General features: G+C 37.0%; 16 protein-coding genes. 11 read left to right on the top strand and 5 right to left on the bottom strand.

The window, feature by feature from the left end; genetic code table 11:
• Nucleotides 1–70 precede the first annotated feature (70 nt).
• From V9G42_02415 to V9G42_02400, 4 genes are all read left to right on the top strand, one after another.
• On the top strand, nt 71–2,092 hold the full coding sequence (locus V9G42_02415) for a gliding motility-associated C-terminal domain-containing protein (protein ID MEI2758270.1): 2,022 nt from the start codon (nt 71–73) through the stop codon (nt 2,090–2,092).
• A 252-nt stretch (nt 2,093–2,344) separates the two neighbouring features.
• On the top strand, nt 2,345–3,100 hold the full coding sequence (locus tag V9G42_02410; protein MEI2758269.1) for a hypothetical protein: 756 nt from the start codon (nt 2,345–2,347) through the stop codon (nt 3,098–3,100).
• 82 nt (nt 3,101–3,182) lie between these two features.
• Nucleotides 3,183–5,426, top strand: a complete 2,244-nt coding sequence (locus V9G42_02405; GenBank protein MEI2758268.1) for a reprolysin-like metallopeptidase — start codon at nt 3,183–3,185, stop codon at nt 5,424–5,426.
• A 118-nt stretch (nt 5,427–5,544) separates the two neighbouring features.
• Nucleotides 5,545–8,853, top strand: coding sequence for a hypothetical protein (locus tag V9G42_02400; GenBank protein MEI2758267.1), 3,309 nt, complete (start codon nt 5,545–5,547; stop codon nt 8,851–8,853).
• On the opposite strand, the gene rodA is transcribed toward V9G42_02400, so the two are convergent.
• The 4 genes from rodA to mreC are packed head-to-tail and all read right to left on the bottom strand — an operon-like array spanning nt 8,854 to nt 13,318.
• Nucleotides 8,854–10,116: a rod shape-determining protein RodA gene (gene rodA, locus V9G42_02395; GenBank protein MEI2758266.1), complete on the bottom strand. Its 1,263-nt coding sequence runs from the start codon at nt 10,114–10,116 to the stop codon at nt 8,854–8,856.
• Nucleotides 10,117–10,119: 3 nt separating this feature from the next.
• Nucleotides 10,120–11,961: a penicillin-binding protein 2 gene (mrdA, locus tag V9G42_02390; protein ID MEI2758265.1), complete on the bottom strand. Its 1,842-nt coding sequence runs from the start codon at nt 11,959–11,961 to the stop codon at nt 10,120–10,122.
• A gap of 9 nt (nt 11,962–11,970) precedes the next feature.
• Nucleotides 11,971–12,492, bottom strand: a complete 522-nt coding sequence (gene mreD / locus V9G42_02385) for a rod shape-determining protein MreD (protein MEI2758264.1) — start codon at nt 12,490–12,492, stop codon at nt 11,971–11,973.
• A complete protein-coding gene (gene mreC / locus V9G42_02380) occupies nt 12,473–13,318 on the bottom strand; it encodes a rod shape-determining protein MreC (protein MEI2758263.1) in 846 nt (281 codons plus the stop codon). The genes mreD and mreC overlap by 20 nt, the downstream gene beginning before the upstream one ends.
• A 188-nt stretch (nt 13,319–13,506) precedes the next feature.
• On the opposite strand from mreC, the gene V9G42_02375 reads away from it, so the two are divergent.
• From V9G42_02375 to V9G42_02365, 3 genes are read left to right on the top strand one after another with little or no spacing between them, the layout of a single operon-like run.
• On the top strand, nt 13,507–13,734 hold the full coding sequence (locus V9G42_02375) for a FeoA family protein (protein MEI2758262.1): 228 nt from the start codon (nt 13,507–13,509) through the stop codon (nt 13,732–13,734).
• A gap of 17 nt (nt 13,735–13,751) precedes the next feature.
• Entirely contained in the window at nt 13,752–15,875 is a 2,124-nt protein-coding gene (feoB, locus tag V9G42_02370; GenBank protein MEI2758261.1) for a ferrous iron transport protein B, read from the top strand.
• 27 nt (nt 15,876–15,902) lie between these two features.
• On the top strand, nt 15,903–16,532 hold the full coding sequence (locus V9G42_02365) for a sprT domain-containing protein (protein ID MEI2758260.1): 630 nt from the start codon (nt 15,903–15,905) through the stop codon (nt 16,530–16,532).
• Here V9G42_02365 and V9G42_02360 read toward each other — a convergent pair.
• Entirely contained in the window at nt 16,526–17,908 is a 1,383-nt protein-coding gene (locus V9G42_02360; protein MEI2758259.1) for an AAA family ATPase, read from the bottom strand. The two genes, V9G42_02365 and V9G42_02360, sit on opposite strands and share 7 nt — an antisense overlap.
• Nucleotides 17,909–18,184: 276 nt before the next feature.
• Between V9G42_02360 and V9G42_02355 the strand changes: the two genes are divergently transcribed.
• From V9G42_02355 to V9G42_02340, 4 genes are all read left to right on the top strand, one after another.
• The gene (locus V9G42_02355) at nt 18,185–19,198 is read left to right on the top strand and encodes an amidohydrolase family protein (protein ID MEI2758258.1); all 1,014 of its coding nucleotides are present in this window, start codon (nt 18,185–18,187) and stop codon (nt 19,196–19,198) included.
• Between the two features lie 125 nt (nt 19,199–19,323).
• Nucleotides 19,324–19,938 (top strand): TetR/AcrR family transcriptional regulator, encoded by a 615-nt coding sequence (locus V9G42_02350; protein MEI2758257.1) that lies wholly within the window; start codon nt 19,324–19,326, stop codon nt 19,936–19,938.
• A gap of 59 nt (nt 19,939–19,997) precedes the next feature.
• Complete coding sequence (locus V9G42_02345; GenBank protein MEI2758256.1) at nt 19,998–21,299, top strand: TolC family protein; 1,302 nt, start codon at nt 19,998–20,000, stop codon at nt 21,297–21,299.
• Nucleotides 21,300–21,326: 27 nt separating this feature from the next.
• Nucleotides 21,327–22,445: an efflux RND transporter periplasmic adaptor subunit gene (locus V9G42_02340; protein ID MEI2758255.1), complete on the top strand. Its 1,119-nt coding sequence runs from the start codon at nt 21,327–21,329 to the stop codon at nt 22,443–22,445.
• Nucleotide 22,446: the final 1 nt, after the last annotated feature.

Below are 22,446 nucleotides of genomic sequence, written 5' to 3'. Positions count from 1 at the left end.
TCGGAAATAGAAAATTATTATCTTTAGGCAACGTATTTCTATTGGAAAACATCTTGAGAATATAGATGCTATGAAGAGTATCATTGCAATCCTTATTTTTATGCTGCTCTATAATGCAGGTCTGGCAAGTCATATTATGGGTGGCGAGTTTACCTATACATTTATAGGAAGTGTACCACAGCAACAGAAAAAGGTTTATAAGATAAGTCTCAATTATTACCGCAACTGCGATACTTCGGCTGCACAATTTCAAACGTATTTTGATCTTTATATTTGTTATGACTCTTCCAACACCAACTATAAAAGATTATATGCGCAAATTTCGCTTGATAAGATAAACACACAACCGGTAACACTTCCAGTATTAGACACAACTTGTTATTATAACAACAATTGGTGTGTAGAAAAAGCTTACTATGAAGCAACAGTAATATTGTCGGAGGATACAACCTGGCACTTGTTTTTAAATGATGGGGCACGAAATGTAAGTATCAATAATCTGATTCAGCCTGATAGCACAGGCATATTTTTTTATACGGTTATTCCGGCAGGCATTTCCAATTCTACACCACAGTTTTCGAGTTCGCCAACCCCTTTCATCTGTAATTTAGATACAGTTCAGTTAAGTAATCTGGCATTTGACAGTGATGGAGATAGTTTGGCCTATAAATTAGTGAGTCCTTATGGCAATTTAGGTGTAAACAATTTAATGACCTATCAGGATATTAATTTAAACTTATACTTTTTGTTTCCGTTACCTACGGTCATTTACAGCCCGGGTTATAGTTACACAAGTCCTTTTGGTGCAGGAGGTCTTTGTAATATAAATTCACAAACAGGACTATTGACTATCGCTTCACCAAATCAGGGGTTATTTGTTGTGGCCATAGAAGTGGAAGAGTACAGAAATGGAATACTTCTTTCAAGAACAAGGCGCGACATGCAGGTGATAGTTGCGGCATGCTCCTATAACACGGCACCACAATTAACCTCACCCGTGGTTTTAAATTATCAGATTGATGAAGGAGATTCAATTTGCTTTCCCCTCACGTTTATAGATGCTGAAAACGACTTGATAAATATTTCGGCAACAGGCAATCTTTTTAATGTAGCACTCGCCAATCCGCCTGCCCTATTCGTTGCGAATCCTACTACCAACAATAATACTGCTCAGTTTTGTTGGAAAACAATTTGCGGACAAGCAGCATCTTTTCCTTATATGTTTACTGTAGAATCAACCGACAATGGTTGTCCTTCGAAAAATAGCACCTATGTTTTTTCTATACTTGTAAAATCAATTCCTCACAACCAACTACCATCCATTACTCTGAGCATGTTTCCTGATACAGCAATCTGTACAGGTACAGCCATTCAGTTTAATGCCTCCACACAGTTTGCCGGAAATAGTCCTACCTATCAATGGTATATTAACGGACAAGCACTATCTAATAATTATCCTAACTATATTACGAATCAACTTAACAATGGTGACAGCGTCTCGGTGCAACTCATCAGTAATTCTATTTGTGTAACCGATACCACTGCAATATCCAATACACAAGTTGCATCAGTGTTGCAGCCAACAGTAGCTTCATTCGTTACAAACACTGTTTCAACAAGTAGCATTAATGTGCTACAGCAGTTTATCAACCAATCGGTGGGTAACACCTATAACTATTGGAACTTTGGAGATAGTACACAATCTGTTTCAATAAGCCCGCAACATATTTATGAAAACAGTGGTGTTTATATGGTGCAACTCATTACAGTTAGTGATGATGGCTGCCATGATACAACAGAGGTACCTGTGGACATTAAAACAACGAAAAGTTATTTTATCCCTTCTTCATTTACGCCTGATGCCAATGGATTGAATGATTGGTTTGCTCCAATTGGAGCAGAAATGCCGGATTACACACTTCAGATTTTTAATCGCTGGGGACAATTACTTTTTTCAGAAACAGGAAAACCACAATGGAATGGCTATTATAAAAACCAACAACTGCCTTTAGGAATGTACATTTACACCATTCGGATAAACAATCCTGCAAAGTCCTTAATTGAAACGGGAACAGTAATGTTGTTGCGTTAGATCAACAATTTGTTAATTTTAAACGATAAAATTTTTATTACACAAAGCTCGCAAAGATGTTTCGCTTCGTAACCATGGCATGTTTTTTTAGTTGTGTTTTTATTAAGGATGTTTTTATTTTCATACAAAACGGATTTTAGCAAGTCATATTTAGCAACCCGTATAAACTAACAGTAGCATTTTGATAAGTTGCTAATGAACAGCCAAGTTGTATAGTGCCTCTTTTTATTTTTGTATGACAAAAGAAAAAGTATGTTGCAACGTTTTGTTTGTATAATAATATCACTATTGGCTTTTATAAGTACAAAAGCGCAGGATAATAAAGTAGAAAAGAAAGATAGTATTGAACATCGTATTTTACTTATTCCCTACGACCCGCGTTTTTATTTGTCTGATGCCGATAAAGACATTGCTGAAGAAACCCGAAAAGACCCTAAAACAATTCGTAATTATTTTCACAATCGCAGCGAATGGTTTACCTGGCGTGAGCTAAAGAGACATTATCCAACAATATCACTTTTGCAGAACGACACCGTACCTGCATATATTCAGTCAGCAGGTGATTTGTTCAGTCAAACAGCATTTGATTATGCTACACCCGTAACACGATCACCCGAAAGTCTGATGAATAATGTAACATCAGACAAAACACTTACCGATTCGCGTACAGCAACCAATTATTTGAATACAGATGTACACAACCGCTACATGAAAGCGGATATTCAGAACAAAAAAGTGTTAGCCGATTTGAGCGAGCGATTCAATACCGACATCTTTGTTTTTCTTACACAATTTGAAATTAAAACCAATTATAAAAACTGCTTAGATATTGCCAATAAAATTTATGAGCGTGAAATCAGACTTCATTTTACCATCTATGATAAAACCGGAAAACTAATAAATGGAAACTATGCCATTGCAGTTATTCCATCAAATGTAAATCAAATGGACGAAATTATTTTGAAGTGTTTTCCACTGTTGGCAAAAGGGATTGCAGCATCATTATGATGTAAAAGTTTAAATTATTTGTTACCAGGATATTAATTTTGTTTGCCTTTAGATTACATTCGCAACTTCAATTTATTCAAACATGAGAAAAATTTTAACACTAAGCACATTTTTTGTTATGCTATTAGGCACACAAACAATGGCAAGCAGTTTCTGGACGGTTAAATCAGAAACACAAGAAATGTTATCCGGCAAACGTCAGATTATTCCTGATAAATACATGGTTTATACTCTTGATGTACAAGGGTTGAGAAACCAACTGCTCAATGCACCAATGGAATTTACCGTTCCTGTAAAACAATCACCGGTTGTTATTGAGCTACCTATGCCCGATGGCAGTTGGAATAGCTTTACTATTGTAGAGTCGCCTGTTATGCAACCGGAATTGTCAGCTAAATACCCATTCATCAAAACGTATTCAGGTAGCGGTATTAACAAATCTTCATGGGTTCGAATTGATTTTACACAGTGGGGCTTTCATGCATTGATAAGAACAGCAGAGGACGATATTTATATTGATCCTTATTCCATGCAAACCACCTCTGAATATTTAGTCTATTTCAGAAAAGATTTTATGCATTCGCAGAGCAGTATGGTTTGTGAGTTTGACGACTTACAACAAGGTCAGAATGCAAATAAGGCATTAACAAACGCTATGCCTGCAATGAACCGCTCAATAGGTACAAATTTACGTACCTATCGTTTGGCATTAGCCTGCACAGGAGAGTATGCGGCCTATTATGGCGGAACAAAAGCGGGTGCATTATCAGGTATGGTAACTTCCATCAATCGCGTTACAGGTGTTTATGAATCTGAAGTAGATGTCAGACTAAACTTAATTGCTAACACTGACACATTAATTTTTCTTGATGCCAACACAGACCCGTATTCCAATAATAATGGCGGCACCATGCTGGGACAAAATCAATCTGTAGTAAACTTTTTTATTGGAACCCCCAATTACGATATGGGTCACGTTTTTAGTACAGGTGGTGGAGGCATTGCCTACCTGGGTTGTATCTGTAAAACTGCAGATAAGGCAAAAGGAGTTACAGGATCAGCAGCTCCAATCAATGACCCATTTAACATTGACTATGTTGCCCATGAAATGGGACATCAGTTTGGAGGCAATCACACTTTTAATAGTGTAACGGGAAGCTGCCAGGGTAACCGTGAGGCAAGTGCAGCATTTGAACCCGGTAGCGGAGTAACTATTATGGGATATGCAGGCATTTGTGGTTCTGATGATTTGGCTGCACACAGCATAGCTTATTTTCATACTAAAAGCTTTGACGAAATAGTTGATTATTCTACCTTATCAACAGGTAACTCTTGTCCGATAAATACCATCACGTTTAACAACGCACCTACAGTTAGTGGTGGAGGTATATTTAATGTTCCTGTAGGCACTGCATTTAAATTAGATGGCTATGGCAGTGACCCTGATGGTGATTCTATTACTTTTAGTTGGGAGCAGTTTGACTTGGGCCCTGCCGGAGCATGGAGTTTACCTACAGGCAATGCACCAATGTATCGCAGTTATGCTCCTTCAACTTCTGCACTTCGTTTATTCCCAAAGCTGTCTGTATTGCTTAATCAGGTAAATGCCAAAGGTGAGTTGATAACATCTTATGCGCGCTCTTTACATTTCAGACTTACGGCAAGAGATAACAAACCCAATGGCGGAGGAGTAACTTATAATGATACGATTACAACAGTAAATGTTGTTCAGACTGCTGCACCTTTTGCCATCACTTATCCAAATGTAACAGGCATAACATGGCCTGCCTTGAGTACACAAACAGTTACGTGGGATGTGGGTGGCACTGACGCAGCACCTTTTAACGAGCAGTTGGTAAATATCTACCTTTCGATAAATAACGGAACAACATTTCCTATAACAATTGCAACCAATGTTGCCAACAACGGCAGCTATACTTTTACAGTGCCTAACAACCAATCGAACATTTGCAGAATGTGGGTAGAAGGTGCCAGTGCCGGCTCTATATTTTTTGACATCAACAACAAGGTGTTTACTATTTCAGCACCGGTTGGTATTAATGAAGTCAACAGTCTGAGTCAGCTTACTGCCTATCCCAATCCTGCAGACAATGAGCTGTTGGTTTATATAGGTAACAGCAATCATGGCGAATTAAATTTACGCTTATTCAGTGTTAACGGACAACTTGTGTTGTCACAAACCATTGCTGCTAAGAATACTTCTGCACAGGTAGCACTGAATGTAGGACAACTTCCAGCCGGCTTATATTTTCTAAAAGCAGAAACAGAAAACGGAACAGCAGAACGTAAAATAATTATTAAATAAAAATGCTTTGATAGCAATACAAGGGCTGTTGACAAAAACAGCCCTTTTTTTACGTTTAAAATTCAGTTTAAATAAAGTTCAAATTAACTACTTTCGCATATCACATAAAACAAAAAAGGTGAAGCTGTTTTTCAAAGTTGTATTCACGTTCTTATTTACCATTACAATACTGCAATCTGCAGATGCACAGTTTTATCAGGGTTCGCAGTTGTCTTTTGGCAAAAACCGTGTACAATACAATGATTTTTACTGGACATTTTACAGATTTAAAAACTACGATGTATATAATTATGTAGGAGGAAAAGAATTAGCCACCTATGTTGCAGAGCAGGCACAGAATGAAATGGACGCCATGGAACGTACTTTGGATTATCGAAGTATGTCACGTTTTCAGATTGTGGTTTTTAACAAACTCAGCGACCTTAAACAAACAAATATTGGACTTGAATTAGACGATCAGGCCTATAATATTGGAGGTATGACTAAGGTGATTGGTAACAAAGTACTCATTTATTTTGATGGAAATCATCAGCACTTACAAGAACAAATTCGTGCCGGCATGGCAAGAGCATTGCTTGAACAATTGTTTTATGGTGGTAACATCAGAGAACGTTTGCAGGCATCCATTCTCCTTAATCTTCCACAATGGTACACGCAGGGATTGGTAACCTACCTTTCCAAAGGATGGACAGCTGAAGACGATAATAAATTGCGAGATTATATCATGACAGAAAAAAAACCGGTCTTGAATAAACTTATTGAGCGTGATGAAGTTTTTGCAGGTCAGTCGTTATGGCATTATATCATTACAACTTATGGGGAAGCTTCATTAAGTAATTTGGTTTATATGACACGCATCAACCGTAGTCTTGAAAGCGGTTTTGTTTTTGTTCTTGGCGTCCGTTTAAAGCAACTTTCTGCCGACTGGTTAAGTTATCACACAAAAAAATTTCAGGAATTTGAAAAGAACAAACTTCCAATTGTAGCAACACCATTAAAAATTAAAGAAAGGAACAAATTAATTTATCAGGTAAAATCAGACCCATTTGGAAACAGAGTAAGTTATGTAACCAATAAACGCGGTCGCTACAAGGTTAAAATTGCTGATGTGAAAACAGGTAAACGTATTTGCGCTGATAAAGGTGGATATGTTTCTTTGACAACAGAGAACGATTGTTCCTTTCCCATTACAGCCTGGCATCCGTCCGGAAAAATATTAGCAATAGTTAAAGAACAAAAGGGAAATATTATTCTGAATTTGTTTAATACAGAAACAAAAAAACCTGACCTTTCAGAGATAATGAGTTTTTCTAAAATTCTCAGCATGACCTACTCTCCCGATGGATCAAAACTATTGATGTCGGCTGTTCAAAAAGGTCAAAGCGATATATATGTATTTAATGTGCGAGGTCGTAACTTCGATCAGGTTACAAATGATGTGTATGATGACTTGTACCCACAGTATGATATTACAGGCAGCAGAATAATTTTTTCATCAAACAGAAGCAATGATACCCTTGGAGTTGACATTAAACAAAATCCATCACAGAACAATTTGGATCTTTTTATAGAAGACCTCTACAATAGAGAGGGAAAATTATTGCGTATAACCCATTCGCCTGAGAATGAAACTTTCCCTGCTATGAGTGATTCACTTCGAATAACCTATCTGTCTGATAAAAATGGTGTCATCAATAGATTTGTCTCGGAGATGGATAGTGCTATTAGTTTTATAGATACAACAGAACATTACCGATATTTTTTCAGACATTATGCTTTAACTAATAGCAACAGAAATATTCTGGAACAGGATTTTTCAGCAAGAAAAAATAAGTTTACAGAATTAGCTGTTAACAATGGCAGATACAGAATTTTTCTGAAAGACAATATGCCCTTTGATAAGTCAAAGACTTTTGATTTAACTTACTCTTCACAATCGGTTTTTAAACCAAAACCTGAAGTTGTAAAATCAAAACCCGAGGAAACACAAGCACGTATTGTAACAAGTGAACCATCACATAAAAAAGACAGTGCAGCTATTGATGTTGGAAATTATGTTTTTCAGAGTGAATTCAAATCAAAGAAGAAGAAAGAAGAACCGATAGAAAGTAAATCTGTCACAACAGATACAGTTAAAACTATTCAAGAGAAAGTGAATTTGCAGCCGGATAGCATTGAAGAAAAAGTCACTTCTGATTCTGCAATTTTCCGGATGCCAAAACAGCGCAACTACGATATTTCATTTTCCTCTGACTATATTCTTACACAGCTCGACAACAGTTTGTTCAACACAACCTATCAGCCATACACCGGTGGTGCCGTATATTTTGATCCCGGAATGAATGCCCTGTTCAAAATTGGAATGAGCGACTTGATGAATGACTACAAAATCAGTGGTGCGTTTCGTATCGGATTTGATTTTAATAGTAATGAATACATGTTGATGATTGAATCTTTAAAGAAAAGAATTGATAAACAGATTCTTTTCTCACGTCAGTCAAAATTATTCTCAGTTTCAGACCTCGATGTGTTACGTACACATACCTATAATTTAAAATATTCAGGAAAATATCCATTCAGCGAAATTTCCGCAGTTAAGGGAACCATTGACATGCGCATGGATAAGTCTATATATGTTGCAACAGAGAAAGCACAATTAGAAAAAAGTGATATAATAGACTATTGGGCCAGCATTAAAGGAGAATATATTTTTGATAACACTATTAATAAAGCATTGAATCTTTACAATGGTACACGGTTTAAAATTTTTGCTGAAATGTTTCGTAAAATCAACAGGCCCGAAAAAATGGTTTACATCATTGGTGCGGATTTTCGTCACTACATTAAAGTACACAGGCAAATTATCTGGGCAAACAGATTATCGGCAAGCACTTCATTGGGCAAGCAAAAATTGATATATTATTTAGGCTCGCAGGATAATGTTATTGTTCCGGGTAATAATTTTAATAATGAAATTAGTGTTGACAAGAACGAGGAGTACGTTTTTCAAACATTAGCTTCGCCCATGCGGGGGTTTAAACAGAATATCCGTAATGGTAGCAGCTTTGCTTTGTTTAATTCGGAGTTGCGTATTCCGGTATTTCAATATTTGCTCAATAGACCAATTCGTTCAGACCTGATTCGGAATTTTCAAGCAGTAGTATTTTTCGATGCAGGCACAGCATGGTCTGGTACTTCACCATTTTCTAACACGAACGGACTTAATGAAGAAGTGATTGGTGGCGGAGGCAGCAACCCGGTAACAGTTACTGTGATTAAACAAATACAACCTGTAGTTGGAGCCTATGGCTTTGGATTTCGTAGTCGAGTATTCGGTTATTTTATTCGTGCCGACTGGGGTTTTGGCATTGACGATCGTCAGGTACAAAAACCATTGTTTAATCTTGCTCTTGGCCTCGATTTCTGATTATCGCAAAACAAATGTGCGATAGCTGTCTAGTTTTATCAGAATAAATAAGAGGATTGTAAATCCCCACAATGATGACCCTCCATAACTGAAAAAGGGCAGGGGTATTCCTATTACGGGCATCAGACCTATTGTCATTCCTACATTTACCATAAAGTGAAAGAATATTATTCCTGCAACACCATAACCATAAATTCTTGCAAAGGCTGACTTCTGCCGCTCGGCAATAAAAATAATTCTATATAACAATGCCAGAAACAAAAGAACAACAGTTGTTGTACCAACAAATCCCCATTCTTCGCCAACCGTGCAAAAAATAAAATCAGTACTTTGCTCCGGTACAAAATTATATTTGGTTTGAGTACCCTTTAAGAAACCTTTTCCTGTCAACCCACCTGAGCCAATTGCTATTTTACTTTGATTTACATTGTAACCGGCACCTTTAAGATCCTCTTCCATTCCTAAAAATACCTGAATTCGTTTTTTCTGATGAGGTTCTAAAACATGGTTAAATACATGATCAACACTAACTACAACACCAATACAAATGGCAACCAATCCGGCAACAACAAAAAATGTTTTCCATTTCCGAAACAGTAAAACAATTATTGCAGCAAGTATCAGCAGAGAGGTAACGAGTATTATTTTAGGCACTAACAACGAAACTACAAACAATATGGCAGCAGAAATACCAATCATAAGCAACCATCCCGGAATAATTTCTTCGCGATATAGAACAATGCAAAATGATAGAAATACCAATGCAACACCGGTCTCGTTTTCTAATAAAATGAGTAGAAGTGGAATAAAGAAAATCGCAACTGCATAAATGCGCGTTTGCCATGTGTTTTTCTTTATTCCTGGCGGACTTAAAAATTTTGCAATCATCATAGCAGTAGCAAATTTTGCAAACTCCGCAGGTTGAATTCCAAAATCGCCAATGCGAAACCACGACTTACTTCCTGCAACTGTATGACCGAAAAAAAGTACAGCTATCATAGAGATTATACTGATTGTATAAATTACTCCGGAAAAGGCATCATAAAACTTCCCATCAATAATCAGTATAAAAAATGCAATAACAAGAGATGTGAAAATCCACATCATTTGCTTGCCATAGTTTTGTGAAAAGTCTGTTATGGCCCGATGTTCTTCATTATAGACTGCTGCAAAAATGTTTAACCAACCGGCAATAACCATAATTAAATACAGCGACACGAGCCACCAGTCTATATTCTGAAAAACACTTTTCTGCTTTCTCATTATTTAGTCATCTAAAACGGTTGAGTCTTTTGCCACAGGTACTATCACTGCATCTAACATTCGTTTTTCCAGATCAGGACGTTTTATGGCTTTCAGTAAATACTTCTGAACCATTAAACTTGCAATAGGTGCTGCAAAATGTGCACCTTGTCCAGCATTTTCAACTAAAACGGCAACAGCAATTTTTGGATTTTCACGCGGAGCAAAACAGAAAAAAACAGAATGGTTTTTTCCATGTGGATTTTGTGCCGTTCCTGTTTTACCACACATCACCAAACTGTCAACACGCGAGCCACGGGCTGTGCCACGTTCAAAAACCCATTCCATTCCATCTTGTATGGCATCAAAATATTTTGAATCAACCAACGTGTAATTTTTCTTTTTGAAATGATCAGGCAGGTAATGTTTATAACCGATTTCTTTTACAATATGAGGCACATAATAATATCCTTTATTGGCAACAATGCAGGCAGCATTAGCCATTTGTAATGGTGTTATACCTAATTCACCTTGTCCTATTGCTAATGAAATAATGGTTGATGATTTCCATCGCCCTTTTCCAAAGAAGCGATTATAGTAATCAACCGTGGGTACGTTACCTCGCAACTCATGCGGCATATCTACATCAATTTTTTTACCTATGCCAAAGCTAAGAACGTAATTGCGCCAGATATCAAAAGCATCTTCTGTTCTGTTGTATTTTCTATTGTCAATCACCCCACGAAAAGTCTGGCAATAATAAGTGTTACACGAAACGGCAACTGCAGTGCGTAAATCAAGAGGAGAGCTGTGCGGGTGACAGTGAACAAAAATATTTCCAACCCTATAGCCACCTGCACAACTGAAATAAGTTTCCGGGGTGATTACCTTCTCTTGCAAACCAATGAGTGAGTTGATAATTTTAAATGTTGAACCGGGAGGATAGTAGGCCATCATGGCACGATTAAAAAGGGGCTTATCCTCATCTTTTAATAAACGGCCATAGTTGCGCGAGCGTTCTCTGCCAACCATCAGATTAGGATTGTATGTAGGGCTGTTAACCATTGCAAGAATTTCACCGGTTGAAGGGTCAATAGCAACGGCACTGCCTCGTTTATTCTGAAATAATAACTCTGCGTACTCTTGTAATTCTGCATCCAGCGATAGTTTTAAATTTTCACCGGATATTGCAAGGGTATCATATTTCCCTTCTTTAAAACGTCCTTTTTCACGATTAAAATTATCAACCATCATATATCGGGTACCGCGTCTGCCTCGTAATTCTTTTTCATAGCTCTGCTCAATTCCACTGATACCAATATAGTCGCCCATTTGATAATAGTTGTTTTTAGCAGTCACATTTTCATCTACCTCACCAAGATACCCCAATAAGTGTGCTGCTGTGTTGTAAGGATATTTTCTGATGGTACGTGGTTGAACACTGAAGCCTTTGTATTTAAAAAGCTTTTCCTGAAGTGTTCCGTATGTTTCTGCTGAAATTTGTTTTTCAAAAATTGACGAACGATAAGGAGAATAATTTTTTGCTTTTTGAAATTTCTTCCTGAAATCTTCAATACTGATTTTTATGATAGAACAAAATTCAACAGTGTCCATTTCTTTGACTTCACGGGGTGTAATCATTAAGTCATAGACAGTCTGATTAAACACCAGTAGTTTTCCGTTTCTGTCATAAACCAAACCTCTCGAAGGGTAGTCAATTATTCTGCGTAGTACGTTTTCATCGGCCGACAACTTATATTTATCTTCAATAACCTGTAAATAGAACAAACGCCCGATATAAACAATAGCCACCAATGCAATGTTAATTACTAAAATGAGGCGTTGTGTGCTATGCGAGGTTTTCAAAATCTTGAATTATTTGCGTTGCACTTTTGTTTTGTCGAATAACAACAAAATGATAAAAATTATTACCACAGATGTAACGGTAGATAAACATACTCTGAGGAATGTTGCTCCGAAATCGTTAAAACGGAACACTTCTGTATAAAACAAAAACAGATGATGCAGAAAAATACTGATAAATAAATAATACACCATCCACAGAATGCCCATTTGTTTTAATGATATTACTGCATCTGAGTCATAGCCATCACGAGGGGCAAGAAGTTTAATGATGTAGGGACGCATAAAACCAAGAAACACCGATGCTGCTGCATGCATACCCAAAGTATCAGAGAAAATATCAACACATATACCCGTAATAAAAGCAAGAATAAGCAGCAGTGTTTTTGGAATACGAACGGGAAGCAGTAATAAAAAAAGCGGGTACACAAAAGGATTGATATATCCGGCAAAGCGGATTTTGTTAAGCAGTACAACCTGCAACAATATCAACAGAATAAAACGTAAGACAGATTTAATTATCTCGGACAGCATCTTTTTGTTTCTCTTCTAATTGTTTACGTTCATTTTTCAGCAAGTTGTTCACCACATACACATACGATACATCATTAAAACTTGTACTTAGTTTTAGTATAATTCTAAAGGAGTTACTTCCTGCATCAATATCAAATGATTTTACTGTACCTACCATAATACCTTCAGGGTAGTAGGGCGAAAATGTTGTAGTTACCAGGGTGTCGCCAACTTTAAAGGGCACATGTCGCGGAATGTCAATCACTGTAGCCTCTGTTGGAGAATTATCGCTATCCCAAACCATTGAACCATTGTAGTTGTTGTTTTTAAAGCGCACACTTACCTTGCTTTGTGTGTGAAGAAATGAGGTAACCGTGCTGTAATGTGCAGATACATTCTTAACGATGCCAATAATCCCATGACCTGTAATGACACCCATTTCGGGTGCAATACCGGCATCGGAACCCTTGTTAAGAGTCATATAATTGTTGCGCCTGTTTGTGCTGTTGTTAATGATTTTAGCCTCAATGTAGGAATATTCAAGATTGTGAAGGGTGTCCACTTTATGATTTCTTACAACTGTGGTATCGAAATAAGATGAAGGAAGCTGAGTGCGCAAGTAGGCATTTTCTTCGGCAAGCCTTCTGTTGTTTTCAGCCAGATTCAAATAATCGGTTACAGAACTTATAGTGGAATAAACAGATGACACAACTTTATTGGTTGAGTTAAGTGTTGCTGCATTCTGATAAGAGTTGTTTTGTGCAATAAGGAAGAAGCAAACTGCCTCAAGCAGTATAAAAAATATGAAAATGTAATTCCGGCTTAAAAACAGGAATAAATTACGCATAAACTATAATTTGCAGAATGAAACCCAACCTTTACAAAGGTGCAAAGTTAATTTTCTAAGCATTGTTGACAATTGAAAAGTTTTAAACGAGGTTATCAATATTTTCTTACAAAAATCACCACCAACTGAGTGACCGTAATGTGCTTGCGGTTACCTATTTTCGCATCATAAAATTTAATAGTGCCGGATTGGAAAAAAAGTTAAGCGAATTAAAGCCGGGTGAGGCGGGAGTTATTCAGAATTTCAGTGATGAAGAGATAAAACTTAAGCTGATGGAAATGGGTTGTATTCCCGGTGAAACTGTACTGATGGAACGAACGGCTCCTTTGGGCGATCCGATTGCAATTAAAGTTGCAGGCTATCAGCTTAGTTTAAGAAAAAATGAGGCAGAAACTGTATGGGTGAGTACATTATAAATAGAAGGAGAATTTAAGTGGGTGAAGTTATTCTAAAAGTGGCATTGGTTGGTAACCCTAATAGTGGTAAAAGCACATTGTTTAATGTATTGACGGGTCTCAATCAAAAGGTAGCCAACTTTCCGGGTGTGACAGTAGAAAAACATGTGGGCTACTTTAGCTTACGCAATGCGTTTGAAGGTGTTGATTATAAAGTTGAACTAACAGATTTGCCCGGTATTTATAGCTTATACCCTAAAACACTTGATGAACAAATTCCATATAAAGTACTAACCGACCCACAAGACCCATCTTTTCCCGACAGGATTATTGTTATTGCTGATGCATCTAACCTAAAACGCAGTTTGTTCTTATGCTCTCAGATAATTGACCTGAAGATTCCTGTTGTTTTGGTGCTTAACATGATGGACTTAGCTGTTCACAAAGGGTTGCTGCCCGATATTAAAAAACTGGAACAGGCATTAGGCATCAAAGTAATTCCGGCAATTGTACGTCAGAAAACCGGTATAGAAGAAATCAAGAAAGCGGTTCTCCACACTATTCCAATTCCCGAAAACGATATTATGCCGGCAACAACACTGGCACCTGAATTGATTCAGGAAATCAAACAAGCATTTCCGGTAAAAAGTGATTACACTGCGTATCTTCTTGCAGGTAATTACGATAAAGTTGATTTGAGTTTTGTAGGGCAAGACGGAAAGCAAAAACTGGATACACTTTTACAGCAGCATCAGTTTAGCCAAAAAGCAATGCAGGCAACGGAAACACTTGAGCGTTACAAAACTATTTCTGTTCTTCTTAAAAGTTGTGTCAGCGAACCGGCCTCAGTGCAAAAATCACTGACACGAACCGTTGACAATTTGGTTACACACAGAATATGGGGATATGGAATTTTCTTAGCTATACTTTTTGTAATCTTTCAGTTTATATTCAACGTGGCACAGTTTCCGATGGATTTTATTGACGGAACTTTTGCCGATTTTTCTCAAAAAATAAGCGAAATACTTCCAAAAGGTGTGTTGAATGATCTTATTGTAAACGGTATTCTTGCCGGCCTTGGTGGCATCATCATATTTGTACCACAAATTGCCTTATTGTTTTTATTCATTACCATTCTTGAAGACACCGGATATATGGCAAGAGTCAGTTTTATTATGGATAAGTTGCTGAGACCATTTGGATTAAATGGCAGGTCAGTAATTCCATTGATGAGTGGTGTAGCATGTGCCGTTCCTGCCATTCTTGCCACACGAACCATTCAAAGCTGGAAAGAACGTATAGTAACAATTATGGTAACACCATTGATGAGTTGTTCTGCACGACTTCCTGTTTATACGTTACTCATCTCGTTGGTTATTCCTCGTTATTATGTTTTTGGGTTTATTAATTCTCAGGGATTGGTAATGATGCTCATGTATCTGATCGGATTTGTTGCAGCCATATTTTCTGCATGGTTGTTTAAAATGTTTGTTAAGGCTAAGCAGCGTGATTTTTTTATCATGGAATTACCGGTTTACCGTTTGCCACGATGGAAAAATATTTTCTTCGTGATTTTCGATAAAGTAAAAATATTTTTATTCGATGCCGGAAAAATCATCATTGCTATTTCGATTATACTTTGGTTTTTATCATCACGAGGACCTGGAAAAGAATATGCCGAAACTGAAAAACTATACGAAGCTAAAGCAGAACTTCCCGAAACAACACAGGACGAACTGAATCAATTGCAGGCGCAAAAACTGGAACATTCCTATGCAGGATGGACAGGAAAAATTATTGAACCTGTAATTAAGCCGTTGGGCTTCGACTGGAAAATAGGGATAGCTTTGGTGACATCATTTGCAGCACGCGAAGTGTTTGTCGGAACCATGTCAACCATTTATAGTGTAGGAAGCGAAGGTGAAAATCTGCCGATTAGAGAAAAAATGAGTGCAGAAAAAAGAGCAGATGGAACGCCACTTTATACCTTGGCAGTTGGAATTTCTCTGATGTTATTTTATGCTTTTGCCATGCAATGTATGAGTACACTTGCAGTAGTAAAACGTGAAACAGGAACCTGGAAATGGCCAATCATTCAGTTTGTGTATATGAGTGCTTTAGCATGGGTATCAAGTTTTGCCGCATTTCAATTTCTGAGTTAATTTATTATTTTTCGACCGAAATAAATTATGGCAAAAGTTACACTGGAATTTATAGAAGAAGCATTAAAGAAATATGTTCCCCATAAAGCAATTAAATATTGTGTACAGTGGATTGAAGAACATCAGATAAATCTTAAAATTACAAGAAGCCGAAATAGTAAATATGGTGATTACCGTCCGCCACAAAGGGGATTTGGTCACCGTATTTCTATCAATCACGACCTTAATCCTTATGCCTTTCTCATCACATTCATTCATGAAGTAGCACATCTAAACCAGTGGAAACGTAAAAAACAAATTATCACTCCACATGGAAAAGACTGGAAAGAAGAGTATCGCAAACTGATGCTACCAATATTACAAGAGAATATTTTTCCAACTGATGTTGTTGTTGCATTGAATAATTATATGACAAATCCATCTGCCACAAGCTGCTCGGACCACGACCTGCTGAGGGCATTACGCAACTACGACAGAGAAGAAGATAAATGGACTACCCTGGAAGAAATAAACTTTGGCGTTAAGTTTAAAATCAGAACCGGTCGTACTTTTATCAAAAAAGAAAAACTCCGCAAAAATTATAGTTGTATTGATTGTCGTTCCAAAAGCATTTACTTTATTAATCCCATTACCGAAGTGATGCCTGTAGATTATTGAACAAAGAAACGATCAGGTACATTAATCAGAAAAACTTTTTTGCGAGCACGTGTAATGGCAGTGTAGAGCCAGCGCATATAATCAACACCATACATTTCTTCTGCCATAAAACCCGGATCAATAAACACTGTTTCCCATTGCCCACCCTGTGCTTTGTGCCCTGTAATAGCATAGGCATATTTTACCTGCAATGCATTGAGATAAGGATCTTCCCTGAGTTTACGCATGTTTACCTTACCATCTGCCTTGCGATAATGATTTCTTACTTCATCGAATAATTTTTTATACTCATCATAAGTCAATGCAGGCGACTCACTGCTCAAGGTATCAAGCAACAGTTTTACCTCAAGTCTTGTTGACTTATCATCAGATAATTCTATAGTAGCATTTACAAAACGAAATCCAAAATATTCTTCCTGCTTTTTTAAACGAATCAGTTTAATTTCATCACCATTGGCAATAAAGGCATTGGCATTGTCTGATTCATGCCAGTAGTAATTGTTTTTTACAACCATCAATCTTTCGTTTTTTTCAACTGCCTCTTCAAAACCATAAAAAGTCTTTCTTATATATTCATTGTAACGGTTTGCCTGTTTATTGCTTCTGCACAATATAGATACTGTGTTATCGTCACCGGAAGGAAAATATCCCGAAAGCACTTCAGACAGCTCTGAAGAAGATACTTGTTTTACATCGTCAAACCCTGATGTTTTCAGACGAGGAAAACGCTCCTCTCTTTCAAGCAATAGTCGTGTGCAATGTGCATTAGCTAATATTCCGGAGTGAAGTTGTTGTCGCACCACTTCTTTCAATTCATATTGTCTTACCACAAGTTGACAATTGTTTTGAAGAAAATGCTGATCCAATGCCGGACTACATTGCAAGCCAACGGGGGGCAATTGCGCAGTGTCACCAATAAAGACAATGGCATTGTCTGTCTGACTGTAAACATGATCAACAAGGTCAGAAAGTAAACTTGCTCCTTTAAATAAAGTCTTATCATCTTCATTCGAAATCATTGAAGACTCATCAATAATAAAAATCTGTTTTTTGTATTTATTGGGTTTTACCTTTGTCTTAATGTCACCATTTTTATCACTTTTTATTTCATATAAATAGCGATGAATAGTTGATGCATCATCACCGGTGTAATGGTTAATGACTTTTGCAGCGCGCCCTGTCGGGGCAAGCATTATTACCCTGAAATCGTAATGAATTAGTGTTTTAATAAGAGAATTTATGACGGTAGTTTTTCCTGTTCCGGCATAGCCTTTTAACAGAAAGCATTTATATGAAGTGTCTTCTGTTATGAATTTTGATAATCCGGCAAATGCATTTTTCTGAGCATTGGTTGGTTCAAAGGGAAAATTTTTCAATAAAAGGTTTAAAACTGCTGCAGGCTTCAATATTTTTTTTGCGTTATTATCGCATAAAAATACAAAAGGAAAAGTTATCAGAATAAGTAAGGCTATTTATGATACTATTAATGGCGTATGGAGTTGTGCAAATTTTAAGAACTACTCGTTATCGAAACAAATGGTTATCTAAACTTAACAACACTTATTTAGTCACTTATTTTAATATGAACTCTAAATATGCACTTATCACCTACCCATTAATCTTTGTACTTTCGCACTGAAAAAGTTAAAACAATGCTTAGTATAGACATACACACACATATATTGCCTGAAAAATTACCTGACTGGAAGTCGAAATTTGGTTATGGTGGTTTTATCACTTTGGATCATCACAAAAGTTGTTGTGCAAGGATGTTGCGTGATGACGGTACTTTTTTTCGTGAGATTGAAAGTAATTGTTGGGATGCAAAGACAAGAATGCATGAGTGTGATGCACATGGTGTTCATGTTCAGGCATTGAGTACTGTACCTGTAATGTTTTCCTATTGGACAAAACCTGCAGATGGGCTTGCTGTATCAGAATTTCTGAATGATCATATTGCAAGCATAGTTCAACAATATCCAAAACGTTTTGTGGGTTTGGGTACTGTGCCGCTGCAAGCACCTGATTTGGCTATAAAGGAAATGGAAAGGTGCAAAAAAATAGGTCTTCAAGGATTACAAATAGGTTCACATGTAAATGACTGGAACCTGAATGATGCGAACCTGTTTCCGTTTTTTCAGGCATGTGCAGAAAACGATATGCCACTTTTTGTTCACCCATGGGAAATGATGGGTCAGAAAGAAATGCAACGATACTGGCTGCCTTGGTTAGTGGGAATGCCCGCAGAAACATCTCGCGCCATTTGTTCTATGATTTTTGGCGGTGTATTTGAAAGATTACCAAACTTGCGTGTTGCTTTTGCACATGGCGGAGGAAGTTTTCCTTCAACGTTTGGACGTATTAAACATGGCTTTGATTGCCGTCCCGATTTGGTAGCTTTAGATAATGCAACTTCACCGGAGAAATATATTGGTAAATTTTATTTTGACTCATTGGTGCATGATGAAAACATGTTGCATTACCTTATTAATTTTGCTGGCGCAAATCGTGTTGCATTAGGCAGCGACTATCCTTTTCCGTTAGGTGAAAATATTCCGGGAACCTTAATTAAAAATTCAAAACTCGATTTGCAAACTAAAGAACGTTTGCTTGGTGGCACAGCCTTGGAGTGGCTGGGCTTATCAAAAGAATTGTTTTTGAAATAGACATTTACTTTCATCGAATCTCCTAAAACGAGGTTAAAAATTGTTAAATACTTCTTAAAATTTCTTATGGAAACTTAAAAAACTAAAATAGTTTCCATAGTTTTGTCCCGTTTTTAACAATTAGCATGGATATAAGAGAAAGAATTTTAGAGTCGGGGTTGGAATTATTTCTGGCGCATGGAGTCAGGCGCATTACCATGGACGACATAGCAAGGCATTTATCTGTTTCAAAAAAAACAATTTATGCATGTTTTGATGATAAGGATGAAATTGTATCTGAATGTTGTCAGGGGTATTTAAAAAACAGCCGTTGTGAGTTCCAACATGTAGAAACAGAAAGTAAGGATGCCATTCACGAGATATTTTTGACAATGGAAAAATTACAAGATATGTTCACCACCATTAATCCGGCCTTGTTTGAAGACTTACAGAAATTTTATCCACGAGTGTGGAGTATGTATGTGCAGTTTAAAGATAAACATGTGGCAGAGGTCATTGAAAGGAATCTTTTAAAAGGCATTGAGCAAAAACTTTACCGACCGGATATCAATATTAAAATATTGGTAAAGCTTAGAATCGAGGAGATTACATTAGGAATGAATACCAATGTATTTCCCTTAAAAAACTTCAAAACGCAGGATGTTCAGGTTGCACTGCTCGATCATTATTTGCATGGCATAGTAACCGTTAAGGGGCATAAACTCATTAATAAATATAAAAACATAACAGACGAAGAATAAATAACAACCGTATGCTAAATCAAATTAAATTTCTAACAGGATTTCTGTTGCTTATATCAATGAATATACAAGCACAGCAATCCGACAAAAAGTCCTATTCCTTCTCACTGAAACAGGCTCTTGATTTTGCTTTTCAAAATCAGACGGATATTCAAAATGCAGTTCTTGATCAAAAATCAGCACAAAGCAGAGCCAATGAATTATTGGGAATTGGTTTACCACAAGTCAGTGCCAGTGCTGACATCACACATTTTATTGACATACCGACAACCTTTGTTCCTGCTGAATTTTTTGGCGGAGAAAAAGGCAGCTATGCACCAGTACAATTTGGCCAGCCATATAGTTCCACAGCAGGACTGTCGGCATCTCAATTATTGTTTGACGGATCTTATTTAGTTGGCGTAAAAGCATCACGGATGTATGCCGATTTGATGCGAAAGCAAGTTGTTCAAACCAAGACAGAGAAAGCAGCACTCATCAGCAAAGCATATTATAATGTTCAGGTAAATAATGAGCGTTTGCAGATGCTTGATGCAAATGTCAAACGATTAAAAAAGCAGCTTGATGAAATGCAGGTTATGTATAATAATGGTTTTATTGAAAAGATTGATTTAGACCGTATCAGCCTTGCCTATAACAATATTGAAACCGAGAAAGCAAATGCTGACCGATTAATTGTACTTGCACAAAATCTGTTGAAATTCCAGATAGGATTAAATGTTAGTGATGAGCTTATTCTCACAGACAAATTAGAAGATGTTAAAGTTGTTGCGGACAATAGTTTGAATCAAAACATTGATATAAGTAACAGAATAGAAATGGATGTGTTGAATACAACCAAAGAACTGCTTAAAGCAGATTTACGATTAAAAAAATCTTCTTACCTGCCTTCGTTAGCAGCTTTTGGATCATACAGCGTAAGTGCTTCACGCAATGATTTTGATATTTTTGAAAACAAACCCTGGTTTCGAACTTCTATAATAGGGGTTAAACTTAATGTACCCATTTTTGATGGCTTTCAGAAAGCAGCAAGAGTAAATCAGGCTAGGTTTACATTGAATAAAATGGAGAATCAAATTCGGACTGCAACACAAGGGTTTGAATTAGAAGCGCAGACTGCAAAGACAACTTTAACCAATGCATTGGGCTCTCTTTCCAGTCAGGAAAAAAACAGAACACTGGCTGCTGATGTTGCTCGAATTACAAAAATAAAATATCAGCAGGGAGTTGGCAGCAGTCTTGAAGTGATGGATGCCGAAACAGCTTTGAAAGTAGCGGAAACAAATTATTATGCTGCAATGGTAGATGCATTTATTGCCAAAGTAGATTTTGAAAAAGCAACAGGAACATTAATAAAATAAAATATAAACTCTGACATAATAAAATATATGAAAAAGGTAATTATAGTATTAACAGCAATTGGATTTCTTACTGCCTGCGGTGGAGGAAACAGCAGCAAGAAAGTTGAAGAGCTTGAAAAACTCAGAAAGCAACAATCTGAGTTAAATGAAAAAATAAAATCATTAGAAGCAGAAATAGCTCTTACAGATTCTACCAGGAAAGACAAAGTAAAGTTTGTTGCAGCCACAGAAATGAGTTTGAAACCATTTACTCATTATATTGAAGTGCAGGCAAATATTGAAGGTGATGAAGATGTTATACTGAGTCCAAAAACAGCAGGGACAGTAACCTCAGTCAATGTAAAAGCAGGCGATCATGTAACCAAAGGTCAGGTGCTATCAACTCTAGATGATCAGATAATGCAGAAGGCAATTGCTGAAGTGCAGAACGAACTCAATCTGGTAACAACGCTTTATAACCGTCAAAAAAACCTTTGGGATCAACAGATAGGTAGCGAAGTACAGTATCTGGAAGCAAAAACAAGAAAAGAAGGTGCAGAGAAAAAGTTAGCATCTATGCAGGAGCAGTGGGATATGACTCGTATTAAGGCACCGTTCAGTGGCACAGTAGATAATGTAATGATAAAAACAGGACAATTAGTTTCGCCACAGGTTCCTGCCATCAGAGTGGTAAACCTCGAAATGCTTAAAGTAAAAGGAGAGTTACCGGAATCTTATATTGGAAGAGTGCACAAAAATGACAATGTGTTGGTTTATTTTCCAGACTTGGGTAAGGAAATTACAAGTAAAGTTTATTATTCCGGTAATGCCATCAGCAACCTGAACCGTACTTTTAATGTGGAAGTTCGATTTGGAAGCAAAGAAAATTTTCTGCGACCTAATATGCTGGCTGTTTTAAAAATTGCTGATTACAATAAGGAAAAGGCAATGTCGCTTCCGGTAAGTATTGTACAAAAAGGACTTGATGGTGAGTATGTTTTTGTTGCTGAAAATTCAGGAGGAAAAACAGTTGCAAAACGTAAAGCAGTAAAAAGTGGTATGATTTATAATGGCAATGTTGAGATTACTGATGGACTGAATGAAGGTGATAAAGTAATAACAACAGGATATCACGATTTAGTTGAAGGCGATATCATTAAACTATAAA

This window comes from Bacteroidia bacterium, assembly GCA_037045145.1.
GTDB lineage: Bacteria > Bacteroidota > Bacteroidia > AKYH767-A > OLB10 > OLB10.
Note: the sequence above shows the minus strand (reverse complement) of the source record. Positions and strands in the feature narration are given on the sequence as shown.

Bases quoted from the DNA above. Each gene is read 5' to 3' on its own strand.
- V9G42_02415 (MEI2758270.1), top strand. From the start codon at position 71: ATGAAGAGTATCATTGCAATCCTTATTTTTATGCTGCTCTATAATGCA.
- V9G42_02410 (MEI2758269.1), top strand. From the start codon at position 2,345: ATGTTGCAACGTTTTGTTTGTATAATAATATCACTATTGGCTTTTATA.
- V9G42_02405 (MEI2758268.1), top strand. From the start codon at position 3,183: ATGAGAAAAATTTTAACACTAAGCACATTTTTTGTTATGCTATTAGGC.
- rodA (MEI2758266.1), bottom strand. From the start codon at position 10,116: ATGAGAAAGCAGAAAAGTGTTTTTCAGAATATAGACTGGTGGCTCGTG.
- mreD (MEI2758264.1), bottom strand. From the start codon at position 12,492: ATGCTGTCCGAGATAATTAAATCTGTCTTACGTTTTATTCTGTTGATA.
- mreC (MEI2758263.1), bottom strand. From the start codon at position 13,318: ATGCGTAATTTATTCCTGTTTTTAAGCCGGAATTACATTTTCATATTT.
- V9G42_02365 (MEI2758260.1), top strand. From the start codon at position 15,903: ATGGCAAAAGTTACACTGGAATTTATAGAAGAAGCATTAAAGAAATAT.
- V9G42_02355 (MEI2758258.1), top strand. From the start codon at position 18,185: ATGCTTAGTATAGACATACACACACATATATTGCCTGAAAAATTACCT.
- V9G42_02350 (MEI2758257.1), top strand. From the start codon at position 19,324: ATGGATATAAGAGAAAGAATTTTAGAGTCGGGGTTGGAATTATTTCTG.
- V9G42_02345 (MEI2758256.1), top strand. From the start codon at position 19,998: ATGAATATACAAGCACAGCAATCCGACAAAAAGTCCTATTCCTTCTCA.
- V9G42_02340 (MEI2758255.1), top strand. From the start codon at position 21,327: ATGAAAAAGGTAATTATAGTATTAACAGCAATTGGATTTCTTACTGCC.